Here is an 18326-nt window from a genome sequence, read left to right on the forward strand (position 1 = left end):
GGTGAAGTCGTAGAGGTACCAAAAGAAGAAGCTCAAGCAATGATCGATCGTGCTCAAAATGAACTGCGCATGTCTGACCAATTGATTCAGGGAGACTTGCTTCGCTTCTCTGACAGTAACAAAATCAAGACAGGTGAAGTAAAAACAATTATCCAAGAAGAGAAAAAAGCGTCTAAGTAAATTTAAGAGCCAAGATTTTTGATAACCCTCATTCAAAGTTCTAATTGAATGAGGGTTAAGTTTTGTAAGAAGTTGAATCATTTCTGAAATTTCGTGATTGACATTTTATAAATCATTCATGTACAATAAACATGAATGACATTCAGTCATTTTATTTCGTGGAAGGGTGTAGATAATGAGTAAAAAAGAAAAAATTGTATACGCTGCTATCGAATGTTTTAGGGAAAAAGGGATTGAAAAAACAAAGATTTCGGACATTGTGAAATTAGCTGGTATTGCTCAAGGAACCTTCTATTTATATTTTTCTTCAAAGCTATCTGTAGTACCTGCTATTGCAGAAATTATGGTTGAGAAGATGATATGTGCAGTTGAAGAAAAAGTACAGGATAGCTCTTCTTTCTTAGATACATTCTCGCAAATTGTAGATGCAATTTTTGAATTTACAAAGGAACACCACGAAATACAAGCATTAATATATGTCGGTTTAGCATCAACCGAACATATAAAAAAGTGGGAGAGTCTATATCAACCTCTTTACATTTGGATAAAACGCTTTTTAAAAGAGGCTAAGGATGCCAAAGTCATACGGAATTCTATTCATGTTGAAAGAACTTCAAAACTTTTTATTGCTTTAGTTGAATCGGCAGCAGAACAAATTTATTTATATGATCATACAAAAGAGGATCAAGCTAGTCTACAAAAAGCTGAAGTTTTGGATTTTTTAACACATGCATTGGATATAAGAAAATAAATATTCAATGACTGTAAGCAAGATAGATAAATTTAAGTTAAAAATGAATGACATTCAGTCATAAGAGGTGGAAATGTATGAAAAACAAAGCTTGGTTATATGTAATATTAACATGTATTTTTGAAGTTTTTTGGGTGTTTGGTTTTAATACTGCTCACGCATGGTGGCATTGGGCAATAATTTTTGGGATTATTGTTGTTGATTTTTATATGCTTTCTAAAGCGTGTGAACATCTTGCGACAGGAACAGTATATGCCGTTTTTGCCGGAGCAGGAACTGTGGGAACTTTCTTAATGGACGTTTTTCTTTTTGGTGGAAGTTTTAGTCTAGGGAAATTATTTTTCATAGTTATGGTAGTAGCTGGCGTTATTGGCCTGAAGTTAGCTGATAACAAAGAAGTAGAAGAAGAAGTTATGAAAGGAGCTGCTTAAGGATGGGATGGATTTTTGTCCTTTGTGCCGCAATTAGTGAAATTGTTGGTGTAATAGGTCTTAAAATGTACAGTAAGGATAAATCAGTAACAAATGGTGCTATTTATATAGGAGGATTTGGTATTTCTTTCGCATTCTTATACACATCTTTCCTATTTTTACAGGTAAGTGTAGCTTATGCAGTTTGGATTGGGATAGGAACAGCAGGTGCCGTTTTGTTAAATATGTTCCTATTTGGAGAATCAAAAAGTAAGGCACGTATTATTAGTGTGGCTCTTATTGTATGCGGAGTGACAGGTTTAAAGGCTCTTTCTTAAAGTTAGAAAAAGTTTATTAAAAATATCGTATAGGAGGAGCTGTAATGTCTTATTTAATTTACTTTGCTATGATTATAAGTATACCATTATATGCACAATTTAGAGTAAAAAAAACGTATAGTAAATATAAAGAAGTACTTTCAACATCAGGTATGACAGGAGCTGAAGCAGCTCGGAAAATTTTAGATGAAAATGGTTTGTATCATGTAGCTGTGGAAGAAACTCCAGGACATTTATCTGATCATTATGATCCAGCCGCGAAAACAGTTCGTTTATCAACTGATAATTATTATGGCCGTTCAGTTGCTGGAACAGCTGTAGCGGCACATGAGGTAGGGCATACAATTCAAGATGCGAATGATTACAGTTTTATGCGTTTGCGTCATTCATTAGTGCCAGTCGCAAATTTGGGTTCAAATATATCGTGGATATTCATTATGATTGGAATGTTTACAGCAATGACAAACATGTTATTGTTAGGTATTATTTTAATGGCAGCAGGTGTCCTTTTTCAAATGGTTACATTACCAGTTGAAATTGATGCCTCGAAGCGTGCGATGCATCAAATGAAAGCGTTAGGAATTGTTTCAACTGATGAATATGGGCAGGCTCGTAAAGTATTAAGTGCAGCTGCTTTAACATATATTGCTGCTGCCGCGGTAGCGGTGTTGGAGTTAGTTCGTTTATTGCTTATTTACACAGGTATGCAACGGAATGAAGAGTAGAGATAGAAAACATATATATTTTGATTTAATCTCCTAACAGAAAAAGAAGGGACATTCTTCTATGTTCTATTAGGGGATTTTTCTATGGAGAGAAATTCATATTAACTTTCACTCTATTGTTGACAGTACAATAAATTTTCATATAGAATGAGTGACAGTCATTCTATACACGTGTGAAAGGACTCAGATCATGAATAAAAAAGAGAAAATTGTTTATGCAGCTATTGAAGTGTTTCAGGAAAAAGGAGTTGAAAAAACAAAGATCTCTGACATTGTGAAATTGGCTGGCATTGCCCAAGGAACTTTCTATTTGTATTTTCCTTCTAAATTATCTGTTATGCCTGCAATAGCAGAAGTTATGGTTGAAAAGATGATACGTGCAGTAAAAGAAAGGGTACAGAATAATGAACCTTTTTCAAAGAAAGTGAAGCAAGTAATAGATGCGGTTTTTGACTTTATAGCGGAATATCGTGAAATACAAGCATTAATGTATGCTGGCCTTGCATCCACTGAGCATATAAAAGAATGGGAAACTGTATATCAGCCTCTTTATATGTGGTTAAGTCAATTCTTAAGTGAAGCAAAAGATTCAGGTGCAATTCGTAATTCTATTCATGTTGAAAGAACTGCAAAGTTATTTATCGCTCTGGTTGAATCTGCAGCAGAACAAGTTTATTTATATGATCATAAAAAGGATGATCAGGCCGATCTTCAGAAAGCTGAAGTACTAGATTTTTTAACACATGCATTGGATATTCAAGAATAAACAGTTAGGTGAATCCATTTATAGCAAAGAGATGGGTTCATTTCGCCTGAAATGAATGATAGTCAGTCATTTGAGGGAGGTTTATGAAAAATAAGGTAAGAGGTAAATACTATAAATAAATCTCATCATTCAATTCATATAGAGGATATAAATGTCAGCAAACAGTGATCTTATTTTTATGTCCCCATTTGTGGGAATGAAGAATTTTCGCTAATTAAAACCCCTTTGGGTATTATTTTTTGAGAAGAATTTCACATCAATGATTTTTACAGAAAGAGGTGTTGATAAATGAAGAAATCAATAAAAGAACAAAAGATGGTATTAATCATTCTTCTTAGTAATATATTCATTGCATTTCTCGGAATTGGTCTTATTATCCCAGTTATGCCGTCATTCATGAATATTATGCAATTATCAGGAAAAACGATGGGGTATCTTGTTGCAGTGTTTGCAGTGGCACAATTACTGATGTCGCCATTAACAGGACGCTGGGTTGATCGTTATGGTAGGAAGAAAATTATCATAATTGGTTTATTTCTTTTTGGTACTTCAGAACTTATCTTTGGTTTAGGAAGGGATGTATGGGTACTTTATATATCAAGGATGTTAGGGGGAATTAGTGCTGCTTTTATTATGCCTGGTGTTACGGCATATGTTGCAGATATTACCTCAGTTCAGGAACGACCAAAAGCGATGGGATATCTTTCTGCGGCTATTAGTACAGGGTTTATTATTGGGCCTGGAATTGGTGGTTTTATTGCAGAATACGGTATACGTGTACCCTTCTTTTTTGCGGCAGCCATTGCCTTTATCGCATGCGTTTCTTCTATATTTATTCTGAAAGAGCCGTTAACGGCGGAACAGCTAGCAGAAATTTCTGCTAATACGAAGCAAACAAACTTTATGAGCGATTTAAAAAAATCACTAAATCCGGTATACTTTATCGCATTTGTTATTGTGTTTGTACTTGCTTTTGGTTTATCGGCATATGAAACTGTTTTTAGTCTGTTTTCTGATCATAAATTTGGTTTCACACCGAAGGATATTGCCAGTATTATTACAATAAGCTCAATCTTTGGTGTTGTTGTACAGGTATTTCTATTTGGAAAGTTAGTAGATATACTTGGTGAAAAAGTCTTGATTCAAGTCTGTTTAATTACAGGTGCCATATTGGCGGTAGTATCCACCTTAATCTCTAATTTTTGGATAGTATTGGCTGTAACTTGTTTTATCTTTCTCGCATTCGATTTGCTTCGTCCGGCATTAACGACATTTTTATCAAAAGCAGCTGGAAAGGAGCAAGGGTTTGTTGCTGGAATGAACTCAACTTATACAAGCTTAGGTAATATCGTTGGACCGGCTATGGGGGGAATACTATTTGATGTAAATATCAACTATCCGTATCTTTTCTCTGCTTTCATTATGGCTATTGGCATCGGTATTACAGTCATGTGGAAAGAAAAACAAATGGTAGAAAGTTTAGCGGAAAAAACAAGTTAAAATCTTTATCGTAGTACGATAAAAAACAAAGGAGATCATATCTCCTTTGTTTTTTCATAGTTCGCTAGCTGACTCTGTTGGATGAATCCATAGTTTTGAAAAGTCTGTCCAGCCAAAAGAATCAATTGTTACGTTCTTTAGAGACGATGGGTATGTTTTCTTTTTTAAAACATGATAATTAAATAAGATAATATATTCCGTTTGAAGGAATCTTTCAATTTCGTACATAAGCTCATAACGCTTCTCTTTATTCTCTTCCAATAAGAATGAATCTAGTAAACAATCAATCTGCTTTTTGTAGTGAGGATGCATAAAGCGATTGATAAAACAGCTTTTACTTTTAAATACATTTAGAAAGGCGATTTCTAAATCAGAAGCAAATACTTCTCCCATTAAAATAATATCAGCGTGTTGATCAATAGAACGATCTGAGTAGTCTGAGACTGGAAAAGGATGAAGCTGTATTTGAATTCCTAAACTTTGACAGCGCTCTTTTAGCCAGAGGGCATCGTAAGCACTGTCTTTAAATGAAAAGAAATAGATGTGTATAGTTTCCCCTTGATATGTACTCTTTTGCAAGTATTCTTTTGCTTTATGTAAAGAATAGGATAGTTTTATTGTTGCTCGGCTTCGACTTGGAAAGAAGCTGGATGCAGGGATAGTCCGCATACCTTTTAAATCATGAATAATAGATTCAACATCATATAGTTCCCTCCAAGCTTTTCGAAAATAAATATTATGATGTGGACCAGGCTTTGTAAAGTTGAAAGCAGCATATATACACCCGGTTTCTTCTATTTGCACTTCGTATTCTTTTGTATGTTCAGTATTTGGTAGTTCATAATGTGTATGTCTTTGTGCATGTTCTGGAATACGCCAAAACTCAATACGATCAAGCAAAGCACGTTCTTTAAAATGATCCGTAAATGCTTCTAATATAACTTGATCTTCGTCATAACAATGTAACTTAAAAGCGCCCGTCCCGATATAATGATGATTTTGTATTTCTACATCATGCGGTAAAATGGCTAATTGCATCGAACTTACATAATGTAGAAAAAACAAGTTCGGCTTTTGCAAGTGAAAGCTGATTTGTAACGGTGATGGTGTTTCAATCTGTACAATCTCTTCTGTTAGCCAGGTATAGGGAGATTGAACACACCGTAGTCTTTCAAATGAAAATTGAACATCTTTAGAAGATAAAATTGTTCCATGATGAAACTGGATGCCTTTTCGTAAATAGAAGGTCCAGGTAAGTTGATCCTTACTAACCTCCCATGTATGTGCGAGGTGTGGCTCAATTTCTTCTGTGGCGTAGTTGTAATGAACTAATGTATCAAAAATTTGACTCAATGAGATGACTTTCTGTTGTGACAGCTGCAAAGGCTGGATCAAGTGGCAATATTTTTCTCGAACAAGGTATCTTTAATACGTCATACATATCGTTTAAAGGCTGGTATCCAAAGTGCTGCTGTAGTTTTTCTTCTAAGCCTTTTCGAAGGGAAAGTGGAAATGGTTGTTTTAAAAGAAGAAATACTTCTTTTAATTTATCTTGTTGTAAGAGAGATTCAGCATAGGGCATAACTACTTCTGAAATGGTATGGAGAAAGAGAATTTCACTTTTATTTCCTCGCCCTCGTCCTGGTGTCCACGTAATTAATTTGTCTTCCGTCATTTTTCTAAGTAAAATTTTCACGTTTTTTGTACTGCAATATAAAATATCGGCTAATTCTTGCAAGCTATTTTGCATGTATTGTTTTTCTGGATCATGCAATCGTAGTTGAATATAATAGTCCATCACTTTCATGTTTAAACGACTCCTTCTTATTAAAAGGGGAAATTCTTTAGAATATTCTAACCTTTTTCTTCCACTTTTTCAAAGTAAAATGAATACACATAAGGGGGAGGAAAAGAATGGGATTTTGGAGTATGCATCGCAATATAAAAATTAGGATTATAACTTCATTTTTAACACGCACTGTATCAACAATGATTTTCCCGTTTATGGCGATTTATTTTTCAGTAAAACTGGGTAGTGTCCTTGCAGGTGTTTTATTACTAATAAACGTAATGGCGGCACTCGTCATTGGGCTTTATGGCGGTTATATTGGAGATCGATTAGGACGAAAAAAGGTTATGATTATAGGGCAAGTGATACAAGTAGTTTCGATTGCTTGTATGGGAATCGTGAATTCAGATTATATAGATTCACCTTGGCTCACTTTCGTTTTTATGTTAACGCATAGTCTTGGTTCAGGGCTTATGAATCCGGCAACAGAGGCAATGCTAATTGATGTAAGTACACCTGAGAATCGAAAAATCATGTATAGTATCAATTATTGGGCAATCAACTTGTCTATTGCGATTGGAGCGATATTTGGGGGATTATTATTTGAACATTACCGTTTTCAACTATTTGTATTATTAACAGTAGTAGCGCTGCTGACGCTGTATTTAATTGCTGTATATATGGAAGAAGTATATGTCGCTCGGCCAATTATAAAAAAGAAGCATGTGCTAAAGGAAATGGTTGAAAGTTATAAAGTTGTTATGACAGACGGGGCATTTTTAATATTTTGTTTGGCAAGTATATGTACTTTATCGTTAGAATTTCAGCTTAATAATTATTTAGGTGTACGCTTGCAAAAGGAATTTGAAACAATTCAGTTTGCATTTGGAAATGATATTCGTTTTGATTTAACAGGTATCCGCATGCTAAGTTGGATTTCTGCAGAGAATACGATTTTGATTGTTTTATTTTCAGCTCTTGTTATTAAAATGATGAAGCGTTTTAATGATTTGAAAATATTATATGTAGGGTTGTTTATCTATACAATTGGATTCACTATACTTGGATCAAGTAATAGCTTGTGGATTTTATTAATAGCTGGTCTGTTTCAAACGGTTGGCGAGATGATGTATGTGCCAGTTCGTCAATCCATTATGGCTGATATGGTTCCGGATGATGCACGGAGCTCTTATATGGCTATCAATGGTATGGTATTTCAAGTGGCAAAAATGAATGGAGCATTAGGCGTTATGCTCGGTTCATTCATTGCACCATGGGGAATGAGTCTTGTTTATTTTTTGATTGGTGTAGGCAGTATTGTATTGTTTATGAAAGCGATCAGAAGGAATGAATATCGTGAAGAAAGCATAACTCATCTTGGATAGGATTATACAAAAAGCGGATCATTTTTTAGAATGATTCGCTTTTTATCCCGTAAAAGCCCGATTGGTTCAACTAACCATCAGTGGGGGATGAAGAACCCCCCCCACTGATGGAAGTTTCACTTTATATAGCCCCTTGCTTCTAAAAAGGATCAGTTTCCGCTAGGTCATTGTTAGCACTTGGATTTGTTAAAAGATTTTTCAGTTCACCTACTTCAGACAAAGCGACAAGGATATAGCCACTAATTAGCACAATGAGTCCAATGACTCTTAATGTTTGCAAGCTAATTTCTCTTTGGTTTTCCTCAGAGTGATTTGGGGGCGTTGAGGTTTGCTTGTTGTTCATAGTCGGGCTCCCATCTTTTATATATGTGATCAGCCAGTTTGTAACTTATGGATGATGAATAAAATGCAGCAAAAGTATAGTCATTTTCACTATATGAGAAATGCCTAAAAAAGTGATTAAAAATAGGGGTGTTCAGTTCATACTTATACGCCCATCTAAATTTTATTGCGTCAACAGCACCTCGCAAGTGTTTTCTATCACTTTCTCTTACAAATAGGTGTGAATCAATTGATTTATAGAATGTATAGTTCGTTACAATTGTTTCACCAAAGTAAACAGGAGTATCACAGTTTGGTGTCTCGCTAATTAAATAGGGGGAGGAGAGACCAATATATGTAAGATATTGTGGCTGCATTGCCAATGACCACCAGAACCATCCTAATTGAACGGCCACTATAAGTGTATTATCAGTAGTATATCCAAGCTTTATATATTTCTTACACCAGGACTTGTAGCAACCAGCCACTCTAGAAGGTCTATCTATTAAAATAGTTTGCGTTTGTACTTAGAATAAAATAGAATAGTTTATGCTTGTGTTCAGAATAAAAGGAAAAGGAGTATATTAAAAACTAATGGAGAAAAAAATTCAACAAGAGAAAGACACTTCAAAACCCATTTTTTATGATCCTAAAGGAAGAAGAAAAATAGCTTTTAGTTGGTTTCTATGTATCTCAATAGTTACCATGATTATCGTATTCTATTTTTTCTTTCGAAGTATTTTTTCAACACCAGAAATTCCAAATATGAACTCTTCTGTAAAGCAAGATACCAAACTTGTACCCATTAATCAAAAACTCAGCAACCAGCAGTTAAAGAAGGAAGAATTCAAATCTCCTAATACCGAAATATACGGAGATAAAAATTTGGAAAATTCAAGCAATACTAGTAAACAACCTAAAGAAGTTTATGGTTTTTATGTAAACTGGGATGAAAATAGTACTGCTTCTTTAAAAGAAAATATTAATTCATTAACCATGTTAGTACCAGAATGGTATCACTTAAAAGCAGACTTAACAATTAGTAGTGAGATTAAACCTGAGATTGTAAAGTTAGCAAAAAAAAATCATGTAAAAATTATGCCTTTGCTTACTAACTATACTCAAGAAGCTTCTGGTCCTGATAGTAAACTTATTCATAAGTTACTGAATGCTCCAGATAATGTACAGACAAAGTTTATTAATGATTTAGTAAAGCGAATTGAAGAGAATCAATTTGCAGGTATTAATATTGACTTTGAGTCAATACCTGAAGGCGATAGAGATAAATTAACAAATTTCATGAAAGAGCTTACCACGGTCTTTCACAAACATCATTTGCTCGTAACGCAAGATGTCCCTGCTAATGATAAAGCCTTTGATTATAGTGCATTAGCCAAAGCAATAGATCGTATGATTGTAATGATGTATGATGAGCACTATGGAGCAGGTACACCAGGACCAATTGCTTCAAATAAATGGTTTGAACATACGCTTAATAAACTAGACATTCCCTCTGAGAAACTTATAGTTGCTTTCGGTAACTATGGATATGATTGGGAAGTAAAGAGCAAAAAACCTGCGAAGTCTTTAACTTTCTCAGAAGTTATGACAATGGCTCATGATTCAAATATAAAAATTCAATGGGATAAGATCAGTGGAAACCCTTATTTTCGATATAAAAAAGGAGCGAAAGAACATACTGCTTGGTTCTTAGATGGTGTTACTCTTTATAATCAAGTAAAAATCGCAATGAACAACAATGCAAAAGGGTTTGCATTATGGAGACTAGGTGCGGAAGATCCTACTATATGGAAAGCTTTAAAAGATCCTATTGAGGTACAAAATAATCCTGATGCATTACATAAAATCGCTAGTTTAGATGAAGTAAATTATTCTGGGCAAGGCGAAATTTTACAGATTGAGAATGAAAGACAAAATGGCTTGAGAGATTTTAAAGTAGGCAAAGATGGTTATCTTACAGATGAAGTGTATCAATCACTACCATCTGCATATCAAGTGCAGCGCTACGGAAAACCAAAAGGAAAACAAGTAGTACTAACATTTGATGATGGACCAGATCCTAAATACACACCGAAAATTCTAGATATATTAAAAGAGTATAAAATAAAAGCAGCCTTTTTTGTACTTGGTGAAAACGCTCAACTAAATCCTAGTATTGTTAAAAGAATATACGATGAAGGGCATGAAATTGGCAATCATACCTTCAAGCATCCTAACGTAGCTGATACGTCTTTACTACGAACAAAAGTAGAACTGAATACAACTCAGCGCCTGATTCAGGAAATAACTGGACATTCTACGGTTTTATTTAGGCCACCATATGAAGCAGATGCTGACCCGGATTCATCAAATGAAATATTGCCTATTTTGCGTGCACAAAATATGAACTATACAATGGTGGCAGAAAAAGTTGATCCTGAGGACTGGGCGACGCCATCAACAAATGAATTGGTAAAGCGTGCTGTTAATCCCATTTATAAGGGGGAGGGAAATGTTATTCTTCTCCATGATGCAGGAGGGAATCGTACCCATACGGTAGAGGCGCTGCCAATGATTATTAAAGACCTTAAAAAGCATGGATATAGTTTTGTAACAATTTCAGATTTAATGGATAAAGAACGAGATGAAGTTATGCCTCCCGTTTCTTCTGAGGATAAGCAATATTTACTTTACAATAAAGCTGTTTTTTCAGGAGCGGGATATTCTAAGCATATATTAACAACTATTTTTTATATTGCTATTGGATTAGGTATTTTCCGATTCCTATTTTTAATTTATTTTGCATTCAAGCAAAAAAAGAAAACAAGATCTCGTTTATTTACTAATTCGTCTTATCAACCTTTCGTTAGTGTTGTGATAGCAGCATATAATGAAGAGAAGGTTATAACCAAGACGATTCGCTCAATTTTGGATAGTGATTATAGAGAGTTTGAAGTTATTGTTGTTGATGACGGATCGAAAGATGGTACGTCAAAAGTAATTCAAGAAGCATTCCATAAACATCCTAAAGTTCGTTTAATTCAAAAAGAAAACGGTGGAAAATCATCCGCAATGAATTTAGGATTTCAAAAATCACGAGGAGAAATCATTGTCACTTTAGATGCGGATACTATTATTGCGCAAGATGCTATTTCTCTAATGATTAGACACTTTGAAGATCATAATGTAGCGGCAGTTTCAGGCAATGTCAAAGTGGGAAATAGACGAAATTTGTTAACTACTTGGCAACATGTTGAATACATTACAGGATTTAATTTAGAGCGCAGAGCCTTTGACGAATTGAATTGTATCACGGTAGTTCCTGGAGCTATTGGAGCATGGCGTAAACAGAATGTAGTTGAATCTGGGTATTTAAGCGAAGATACACTTGCAGAAGATACGGATCTTACTATAACATTTTTACGTCAAGGGCATAGAATTGTATATGAAGAAAAAGCATATGCTTATACGGAGTCGCCTGAAGATGTGAAAAGTCTTATTAAACAGCGATATCGTTGGTCGTATGGTACACTCCAATGTCTTTGGAAACATCGAAAAGCATTGTTTAACCCAAAGCATAAAACATTAGGGTTTGTTGCATTACCTAATATGTGGTTGTTCCAATATGTCCTGCAATTCATTGCTCCTTTAGCAGATATATTAATGATTATGGGGATGTTTGGTAGTAATCCTCTAAAAGTTTTAGGATTTTATCTTGTATTCTTTGCAATGGATCTTCTCGCTTCTCTTTTTGCATTTAAATTAGAGAAAGAGAACCCTAAACCATTAGCATGGTTAATTTTACAACGCTTTATTTATCGTCAATTTATGACTTATGTTGTAATTAAATCTGTATTTTCATCTATTCGAGGGGTAGCGGTAGGATGGAATAAACTAAAGAGAATGGGGAGTGTTAAGCATTCCTCTGAACATAATGAGGCGTCATAAGAGAGCAGATAGTCTGCTCTCTTTTTTTACTAGTAGCATCTTATTTGAATAACAATAGTTATAAATGATGTGGAACGAAAAATGCAAGTGGTAGAAAAAGAGAGAAAGGGGAAAATATGCTTTCGTGAATGACCCTGAGGTAATATACCATTTTGTGCACTTACAAAAAGATATGGATGAGAAGAAAAAATAGAAAAGAGGATATAAAGAAGAGTTATGTATCTGAAATCCTATCATTTTGCCAATGTATGGTGTAGCATACAGAGGAATTTGAGATAAATGGGGAAGAGGTACAGCAAAATCCTCTTTATTAAAAACATTGAAGCCTTGGCACATTCGAAAATATAACAACTGATTAAAAGAAGTGAGGAATGGCTGGAATGAATCTAAATATACAGTTGCAGCACTTGCGAAGAAAACAGTATTAATTCGTTTTTTCTTAAATATTCGTATGCGTTTGGATATATATAGAATATTGTTCATGAGGAACTGCGGCGTGTACTAAAGGAGGGGGGAGTGATGGTTATAAAAAAGCAAAAGCGAGCATTACCTTATGGTAATTACTAAATTAAATATTGAACTTCATAATATATAAATGTATAATTATAACTATCTTCTTTTAAAAATTTTATTTGAAGAACACAAGCCGAAAAAGAGCTCATCTTCTAATGAGTTCTTTTTTTTGTTTATATAAAATAAAAATGAAGTAGATATTTTAGTGTGTCTATAGGTTCTATAAAAAATTTCATTCAATAAGTTGAAGATACATCCTCCTGGGTACATATCTTCTAGAATTAGTTTTGCTATTTAATGATTGTTTCATCAGTTATGTTATATAGATACTCTCTTTAATTTACTCATTTTATTTCTCCTAATTTATTTAATTGTCGAGAATATAAAAACAGAAAGTGTAGCTTCTTTAGCTATACTTTCTGTTTTTTTTTTTTTCAGAATACACAATCATTCATTTAAATTTCCGAAGAAGAAATTTGTTTTTTTGTTTTTGGTACGATAATAAATTTGATAAAAAATATGCTAACTATAATAGTTGAAAGAACAGGTAAAAACAGCTGTAGTGAAATGAATATAATAATCGAAAATACCGCTAGCTGAACGATTGTTAATGAAAATATAAGTGTGAGAAATTGACGTGCTCTTTCTTCAGATGAAATTGGATATAATGCTACAATATTATTTCTCAAAAAATATTTCCATAAAGAGCGTAATTGCATGGAGGTCATATATAAGAGACAACAAGTAATCGCACCTTTTACAAATACATTTGGCACGAAATATAAAATAAAAGAACCGATAATAGTCAATCGCATATATATACCAAAATAATCATTAGCACGTAGAAATGATAAAGTATTTAAATATAAAAAGGTAGCTCGTTTTTTATGTAATATGGGTTCCAGCCAATTTGTAAGCCATTTTCTTGGTTTCACTTGTTTTTTTAGCTGGGGAACATCTGTGAAAAAATTTACAAATTGGTAAAAGCGCATGTCTATTTTTTCTTCTTGCTCAATTACATATTCCCATTGGATTCGTTTTGTTGGTTGTTTTACCGTATAAACAAGTATAAAGATAAGAAATAATAACATGGCTCCTAATAGAACGACTGATATGGATTGAAAGAGCATGTAAAGAATGAGCGCATTACAAGTCAATCGAATGATAAACCAGATTTGGCCGTTATATTGATCACGCCATATCCAGCTTATGTATATATTCCATCCTTTAACGAGCATTATTATAAAAAAGATTGTACATAAAAAAGGAATGGTTGTATGTAGTGTTTGCATTGCTAATGGTACGATGATAAGAAACGTGAATAGCAATGGAAAAAGCTGAATGACATAATTGTATAGTAGAGATTGTTTAAAGTAAGAAGTCAATTTCTCTTCAAGTGCTAGTAAATACACAGCATCAGGTTTCTGGAGAAACGTACGAATTGGGCATCTAGTTATAACGATTGTAAGTACAATTGTGATTAGTAATAATGAGACTCCTTTAGAAGGAGATGTTTTCAGAAACTTGGCGTAATAATATGCGCAGGTGCATGAGACGAAGATGAAACTATATAATAGACCGCTAATCATGCGTGCAAAGTACATGATGACATTTTGAAGATGCTTTTGGAAACGAGTGCTCCATAGTGTTTCGATTGACATATTTTTTCACCTCTATCTTTTATTATAAGGGTTTCTTTCTTATACAAAAATAAAAACGAGCAAATTGCTTTAAGCAATTTGCTCGTTCTTATTTTTTTCATTTCGTTTCTTATCACGATTCATTAATGGATAGAAGGCAAAGCCGATTACAAATAAGCCGATTCCAAGAAGGAATGTTTTTATATCAGAGGAGCCAGTTTTAATGACCCACAGTGCATAGCACAGTGCAATGACTGCGACAGTACCATCCATAATTCTTGAACCCATTTCATTTTTATACGTTTCACCAGTTGCAACGAGTTTTAATTGGAAGATTGGTGAAACGAGATATGGGATTAAGTAAGCTAAGGTTGAGACAGTAATAACGAATGTATATGCCTCAGCAATTGTCCCTGATAACGTTGAGAAAAGGAAGACTTGTGACATAATGTTTGTCAGTCTTAGTGAATGAATCGGACTTCCTTTTTTGTTTGTTTTTGCAAAGAAGGAAGGGAAGAAACCTTCTTTTGCTGCTTGATATGGTACTTCTGAGCTTAATAAAATCCAGCCTAAGATAGAACCGAATAGGGAAGTAAGAGCAAGTAGCGCCATTAATTTCCCGCCGCCATGACCCATTGCAGCATTTAATGCATCAGCTAATGGACGTTCAGAAGTTTGTAGTTTATCCATATGAAGCACACCCATTGTTAAAATGGTAATTCCTAAATAAATAGCAACAGTTATTAATAAGCCAGCGACAGTTGCATGTTTTACCGTTTTTGGAGATTTAGCACGGTTTGATAAAAGAACGGCTGATTCAATACCGATAAATGCCCAAAGTGTTGTCAGGGCAGCTAAATTCACTTGTGAAAGCAGTCCGTGTGACACGCCTTCTTTATCAATCATTGGTGTGTACCATTGTCCAAATTTTGAAGCTTGAAATGCAAACAAAGTAACAACGATGAATAGAAGGAATCCAGTCACTTTCGTTGTTGTTGCTAAGAAGTTTAATTTCCCAGCTCCGTTTACACCGTTTGTTAAAATCATATGCGTTCCCCATAATAAGAAAGAACAGATGGAGAATGTAATAAGCTTTCCAACTTCCACATTGAAAGTCCCAATTGAAAATAAGAGACGTGTATCTTTCATAATCGGGAAGAAGAGAGATAAGTAACCTGCAAAAGATGTAATAATAGCAACATTACTTGCCCAGTTTGCGACCCAATAGCCCCAAACCATGCTGAATCCAGCCATTTTTTTCTTTTTTGGTGATGAAAATAAAGCATATGCATGACTTTGTGGTCCTGTTGTTAAATCAGGACGACGAATTGCTAAATTACCGAAAACAAGAGCTAGCATTAAAACCCCAAACCCTGTTGTTAACCAAGCTAAAGTGACACCGAGAGGGCTTGCTGTTTGTGCTAATGTACTTGGCACCATGAAAATACCAGCACCAACCATGTTGCCGACAACAAATGCTGTTAGTACCCAAAAGCCCCATTTTTTTTGTTGCATAAAAGAATACCTCCAAAGTTAGTATAACCAAGTCAAGCGAGGAGATATGTATGTCCTCCAAAAAGGAAGAAAGGTAAGCTTCATACAAAACAAAAAAAGCACGTGTAATTGTCGCTACGTGCTTTCTATCTTATAGGAAACCCACGACATACCTCTCGATAGCTCTCCACAAACAAAATGTTTGTGACAGTTCTGCACTTATTCAATACAGACCCAGCAAGAATGCATGGTGGACATTTCTTACTTCGGCAACCATTCCTTTTTCATTCGTTCATCGATGCCACTACATCTCCCGAAAGATACTCTTAATGACTGCAACCTCTACCTCACCGAGATACGAATGAGGATTTATGTATTAAATTAACATAATCAAGGGTAACAAATGTATTTTTATACGTCAATGGATATAGTAATAATCAGATTATAGCGAACAATTTGTCATTAAAAGTAGGGACGAGAATGTTGTTTGAGAAATAAAAAAGAAGCTAGATCTACAGCCGTAGACTAGCTTCTAAAATAAAATGTTAAATTAAGTTTAATACAGTTACTTTTTCACGTGTCATAGACTCAAGGCTCTTACGAATACCTTGTGCTCCCATACCAGAACCTTTTACACCGATGAATGGGAAGTGGTCAGGGCCACGTTCTGTACGTCCGTTAATTTGAACAGAACCAGTGTCAATTTTGTTAGCAATTGCAAATGCTTTGTTAATGTCTTTAGTGAAGACACTTGCTTGTAAGCCGAAATCTGATTTATTCGCAATTTCAATTGCTTGCTCATCAGAAGAAACGCGGATGATTGGAAGGATTGGGCCGAATGGCTCTTCCCAAGCAACTTTCATATCTTCTGTTACATTGTCAATTAATGTTGGGTAAATTAAGTTGCGCTCGCGTTTGTTACCAATCACGATTGTAGCGCCTTTTTCCACTGCATCGTCAACTAATCCTTGAACGAAATCAGCAGATTTATCGTCGATTAATGGAACGATTGTGCTGTCTTGTTCTGGAGAACCAACAGATAGTTCAGCTACTTGTTCTTTTAATAAGCTAACAAGCTCGTCCGCTACATTTTCATGTACAAGCACGCGCTTGATTGCAGTACAACGTTGACCTGAGTATGAGAATGCGCCGCTAACGATATGTTTTGCAGCTTCTTGTAAATCAGCATCTTCGCGTACGATACCAGGGTCTTTACCGCCAAGTTCTAATACAAGCGGAATCATAGCAGCTTTTTTCGCTAAGTGAGCACCTGTATTTGTACCACCTGTGAACGATACCATATTTACGCCAGGATGTTCTACTAAGTAGTCACCGATAACAGAACCGCGTCCTGTTGCTACGTTTACAAGTCCTTTTGGAAGACCTGCTTTATGAAGAGCTTCAACCATTTTAATACCGCTAATTGCGCCTTGTGTTGCTGGTTTAAAGATAACGGCGTTCCCCATAATAAGAGCTGGTGCAAGTTTTGCCGCAGATAAGTTTACAGGGTAGTTAAATGGTGCGATTGCTAAAATTACGCCACGTGGTGCACGTTGAACGATTGCAAGTTTAGATTTAGATCCACCAGGGAAGCTATCACCCATCATGCTTTCGCCATGCATATGAAGTGCTTCGTCTACAGTGTAGCGAATTAAGTCCGCTGTACGAACAACTTCTTTTTTCGCATCTTTATAACCTTTACCGACTTCTTTCATTACAACATCGGCAATTTCATCTTGCATATTTACGAGCTCATCAGCCCATTTATATAAATATTTTGCACGTTCTTGAAGAGAAGCTTCAGCCCATTCTTTTTGAGCTTCTTTTGCTGATGCAATTGCTTCGTCAACTTCTTCACGAGTAATCGCTTGTACTTGTCCAATTACTTCATGTAAATATGGTGATGGAATATCAATTGTTTGCCCAGAAGAGCTTTCTCTCCATTCACCGTTTAAATAAAATTTGTACGTATTGCTAGTTGTCATGATTTGTCCTCCTAAAATAGCAACTTGTAAGAGTGAGTATATGGTGATTGTAGGGGGTTTGAGAATATTTTTCAAACAAAATGTTTATGAAAACGATTTCTTGTGTGATTTTAATTTTGTATGCCCTTTCTGAAAGGGGTTTACTTTATTTTCAAGTGAAATATAGGGTTTATAAATAGTATTAATAGATAATTTTTTTCGAGTATGGGAAAGGGAGTATGTATTTTATCCCGCTATTTGCGGGCAGTAAGACCCCCACCTCAAGATTCAGAGGGAAACGAGGAAGATAGGTGGGGGATCAACTGCCCGTAAAAGCCCGATTGGTGCAGGCTGATAATCAGTGGGGATGAAGAAAACCCCCACTGATTAAAGTTTCACTTTATATTTCTTGTGATAAAAGTTTGTTTTGTAAAATAATGAAAAAAACAATTGACAGAAAAGTTCCTAAAGTTATAAAATTAAAAATGGAAAATAAATGAAGGAGGTGTGCGTAATGATTGTAATGGTAAATATGGCTGGCTTAGCTGGATTATATGATGGAAAACGTTCATATTATTACGCAACCCGTACGGAAAGATAGT

Annotated in this window: 14 protein-coding genes, 2 pseudogenes and 1 riboswitch; of the genes and pseudogenes, 10 read left to right on the forward strand and 6 right to left on the reverse strand. The window is 34.9% G+C overall.

Features of this window, described 5'->3' with window-relative positions; genetic code table 11:
- The 7 genes from J4P91_RS18120 to J4P91_RS18150 all read left to right on the forward strand — a co-directional run.
- A partial coding sequence (locus J4P91_RS18120) for a hypothetical protein (protein ID WP_207995240.1) occupies positions 1–180 on the forward strand: 180 nt, incomplete at its 5' end.
- Positions 181–352: 172 nt separating this feature from the next.
- Positions 353–931 (forward strand): TetR/AcrR family transcriptional regulator, encoded by a 579-nt coding sequence (locus J4P91_RS18125; RefSeq protein ID WP_207995263.1) that lies wholly within the window; start codon positions 353–355, stop codon positions 929–931.
- 77 nt (positions 932–1008) lie between these two features.
- Positions 1009–1362: a DMT family transporter gene (locus tag J4P91_RS18130; RefSeq protein WP_207995241.1), complete on the forward strand. Its 354-nt coding sequence runs from the start codon at positions 1009–1011 to the stop codon at positions 1360–1362.
- A 2-nt stretch (positions 1363–1364) separates the two neighbouring features.
- The gene (locus J4P91_RS18135; RefSeq protein ID WP_207995242.1) at positions 1365–1679 is read left to right on the forward strand and encodes a DMT family transporter; all 315 of its coding nucleotides are present in this window, start codon (positions 1365–1367) and stop codon (positions 1677–1679) included.
- 44 nt (positions 1680–1723) lie between these two features.
- A complete protein-coding gene (locus J4P91_RS18140) occupies positions 1724–2404 on the forward strand; it encodes a zinc metallopeptidase (RefSeq protein WP_207995243.1) in 681 nt (226 codons plus the stop codon).
- Between the two features lie 187 nt (positions 2405–2591).
- Positions 2592–3170, forward strand: a complete 579-nt coding sequence (locus J4P91_RS18145; RefSeq protein ID WP_207995264.1) for a TetR/AcrR family transcriptional regulator — start codon at positions 2592–2594, stop codon at positions 3168–3170.
- Positions 3171–3458: 288 nt separating this feature from the next.
- Positions 3459–4670 (forward strand): MFS transporter, encoded by a 1212-nt coding sequence (locus J4P91_RS18150; protein ID WP_207995244.1) that lies wholly within the window; start codon positions 3459–3461, stop codon positions 4668–4670.
- 54 nt (positions 4671–4724) lie between these two features.
- On the opposite strand, the pseudogene J4P91_RS18155 reads toward J4P91_RS18150, so the two are convergent.
- Positions 4725–6477, reverse strand: a pseudogene (locus tag J4P91_RS18155) (ABC transporter substrate-binding protein).
- 107 nt (positions 6478–6584) lie between these two features.
- On the opposite strand from J4P91_RS18155, the gene J4P91_RS18160 reads away from it, so the two are divergent.
- Positions 6585–7844 (forward strand): MDR family MFS transporter, encoded by a 1260-nt coding sequence (locus tag J4P91_RS18160; protein WP_207995245.1) that lies wholly within the window; start codon positions 6585–6587, stop codon positions 7842–7844.
- Positions 7845–7983: 139 nt separating this feature from the next.
- Here J4P91_RS18160 and J4P91_RS18165 read toward each other — a convergent pair whose 3' ends face one another.
- A complete protein-coding gene (locus tag J4P91_RS18165) occupies positions 7984–8187 on the reverse strand; it encodes a hypothetical protein (protein WP_207995246.1) in 204 nt (67 codons plus the stop codon).
- Complete coding sequence (locus J4P91_RS18170) at positions 8147–8542, reverse strand: hypothetical protein (RefSeq protein ID WP_207995265.1); 396 nt, start codon at positions 8540–8542, stop codon at positions 8147–8149. Before J4P91_RS18170 ends, J4P91_RS18165 begins: the two co-directional genes overlap by 41 nt.
- Before the next feature lie 217 nt (positions 8543–8759).
- Between J4P91_RS18170 and J4P91_RS18175 the strand changes: the two genes are divergently transcribed.
- Positions 8760–12113: a trifunctional glycoside hydrolase family 18/polysaccharide deacetylase/glycosyltransferase family 2 protein gene (locus tag J4P91_RS18175; protein WP_207995247.1), complete on the forward strand. Its 3354-nt coding sequence runs from the start codon at positions 8760–8762 to the stop codon at positions 12111–12113.
- A pseudogene (locus J4P91_RS18180) lies at positions 12110–12581 on the forward strand (tyrosine-type recombinase/integrase); the annotation flags it as partial. The gene J4P91_RS18175 and the pseudogene J4P91_RS18180, both read left to right, overlap by 4 nt.
- A gap of 500 nt (positions 12582–13081) precedes the next feature.
- On the opposite strand, the gene J4P91_RS18185 reads toward J4P91_RS18180, so the two are convergent.
- The 3 genes from J4P91_RS18185 to J4P91_RS18195 all read right to left on the reverse strand — a co-directional run bounded on the left by J4P91_RS18185 (position 13082) and on the right by J4P91_RS18195 (position 17745).
- Positions 13082–14287, reverse strand: a complete 1206-nt coding sequence (locus J4P91_RS18185) for an ABC transporter permease (RefSeq protein WP_207995248.1) — start codon at positions 14285–14287, stop codon at positions 13082–13084.
- 69 nt (positions 14288–14356) lie between these two features.
- A complete protein-coding gene (locus tag J4P91_RS18190) occupies positions 14357–15781 on the reverse strand; it encodes an amino acid permease (RefSeq protein WP_207995249.1) in 1425 nt (474 codons plus the stop codon).
- Positions 15782–15932: 151 nt separating this feature from the next.
- Positions 15933–16113: riboswitch (Lysine riboswitch) on the reverse strand.
- 192 nt (positions 16114–16305) lie between these two features.
- Positions 16306–17745, reverse strand: coding sequence for an NADP-dependent glyceraldehyde-3-phosphate dehydrogenase (locus J4P91_RS18195; RefSeq protein WP_207995250.1), 1440 nt, complete (start codon positions 17743–17745; stop codon positions 16306–16308).
- Positions 17746–18326: the final 581 nt, after the last annotated feature.

The organism is Bacillus sp. XF8, from assembly GCF_017498755.1.
In the GTDB taxonomy this organism is placed as follows: Bacteria; Bacillota; Bacilli; order Bacillales; family Bacillaceae_G; genus Bacillus_A; species Bacillus_A bingmayongensis.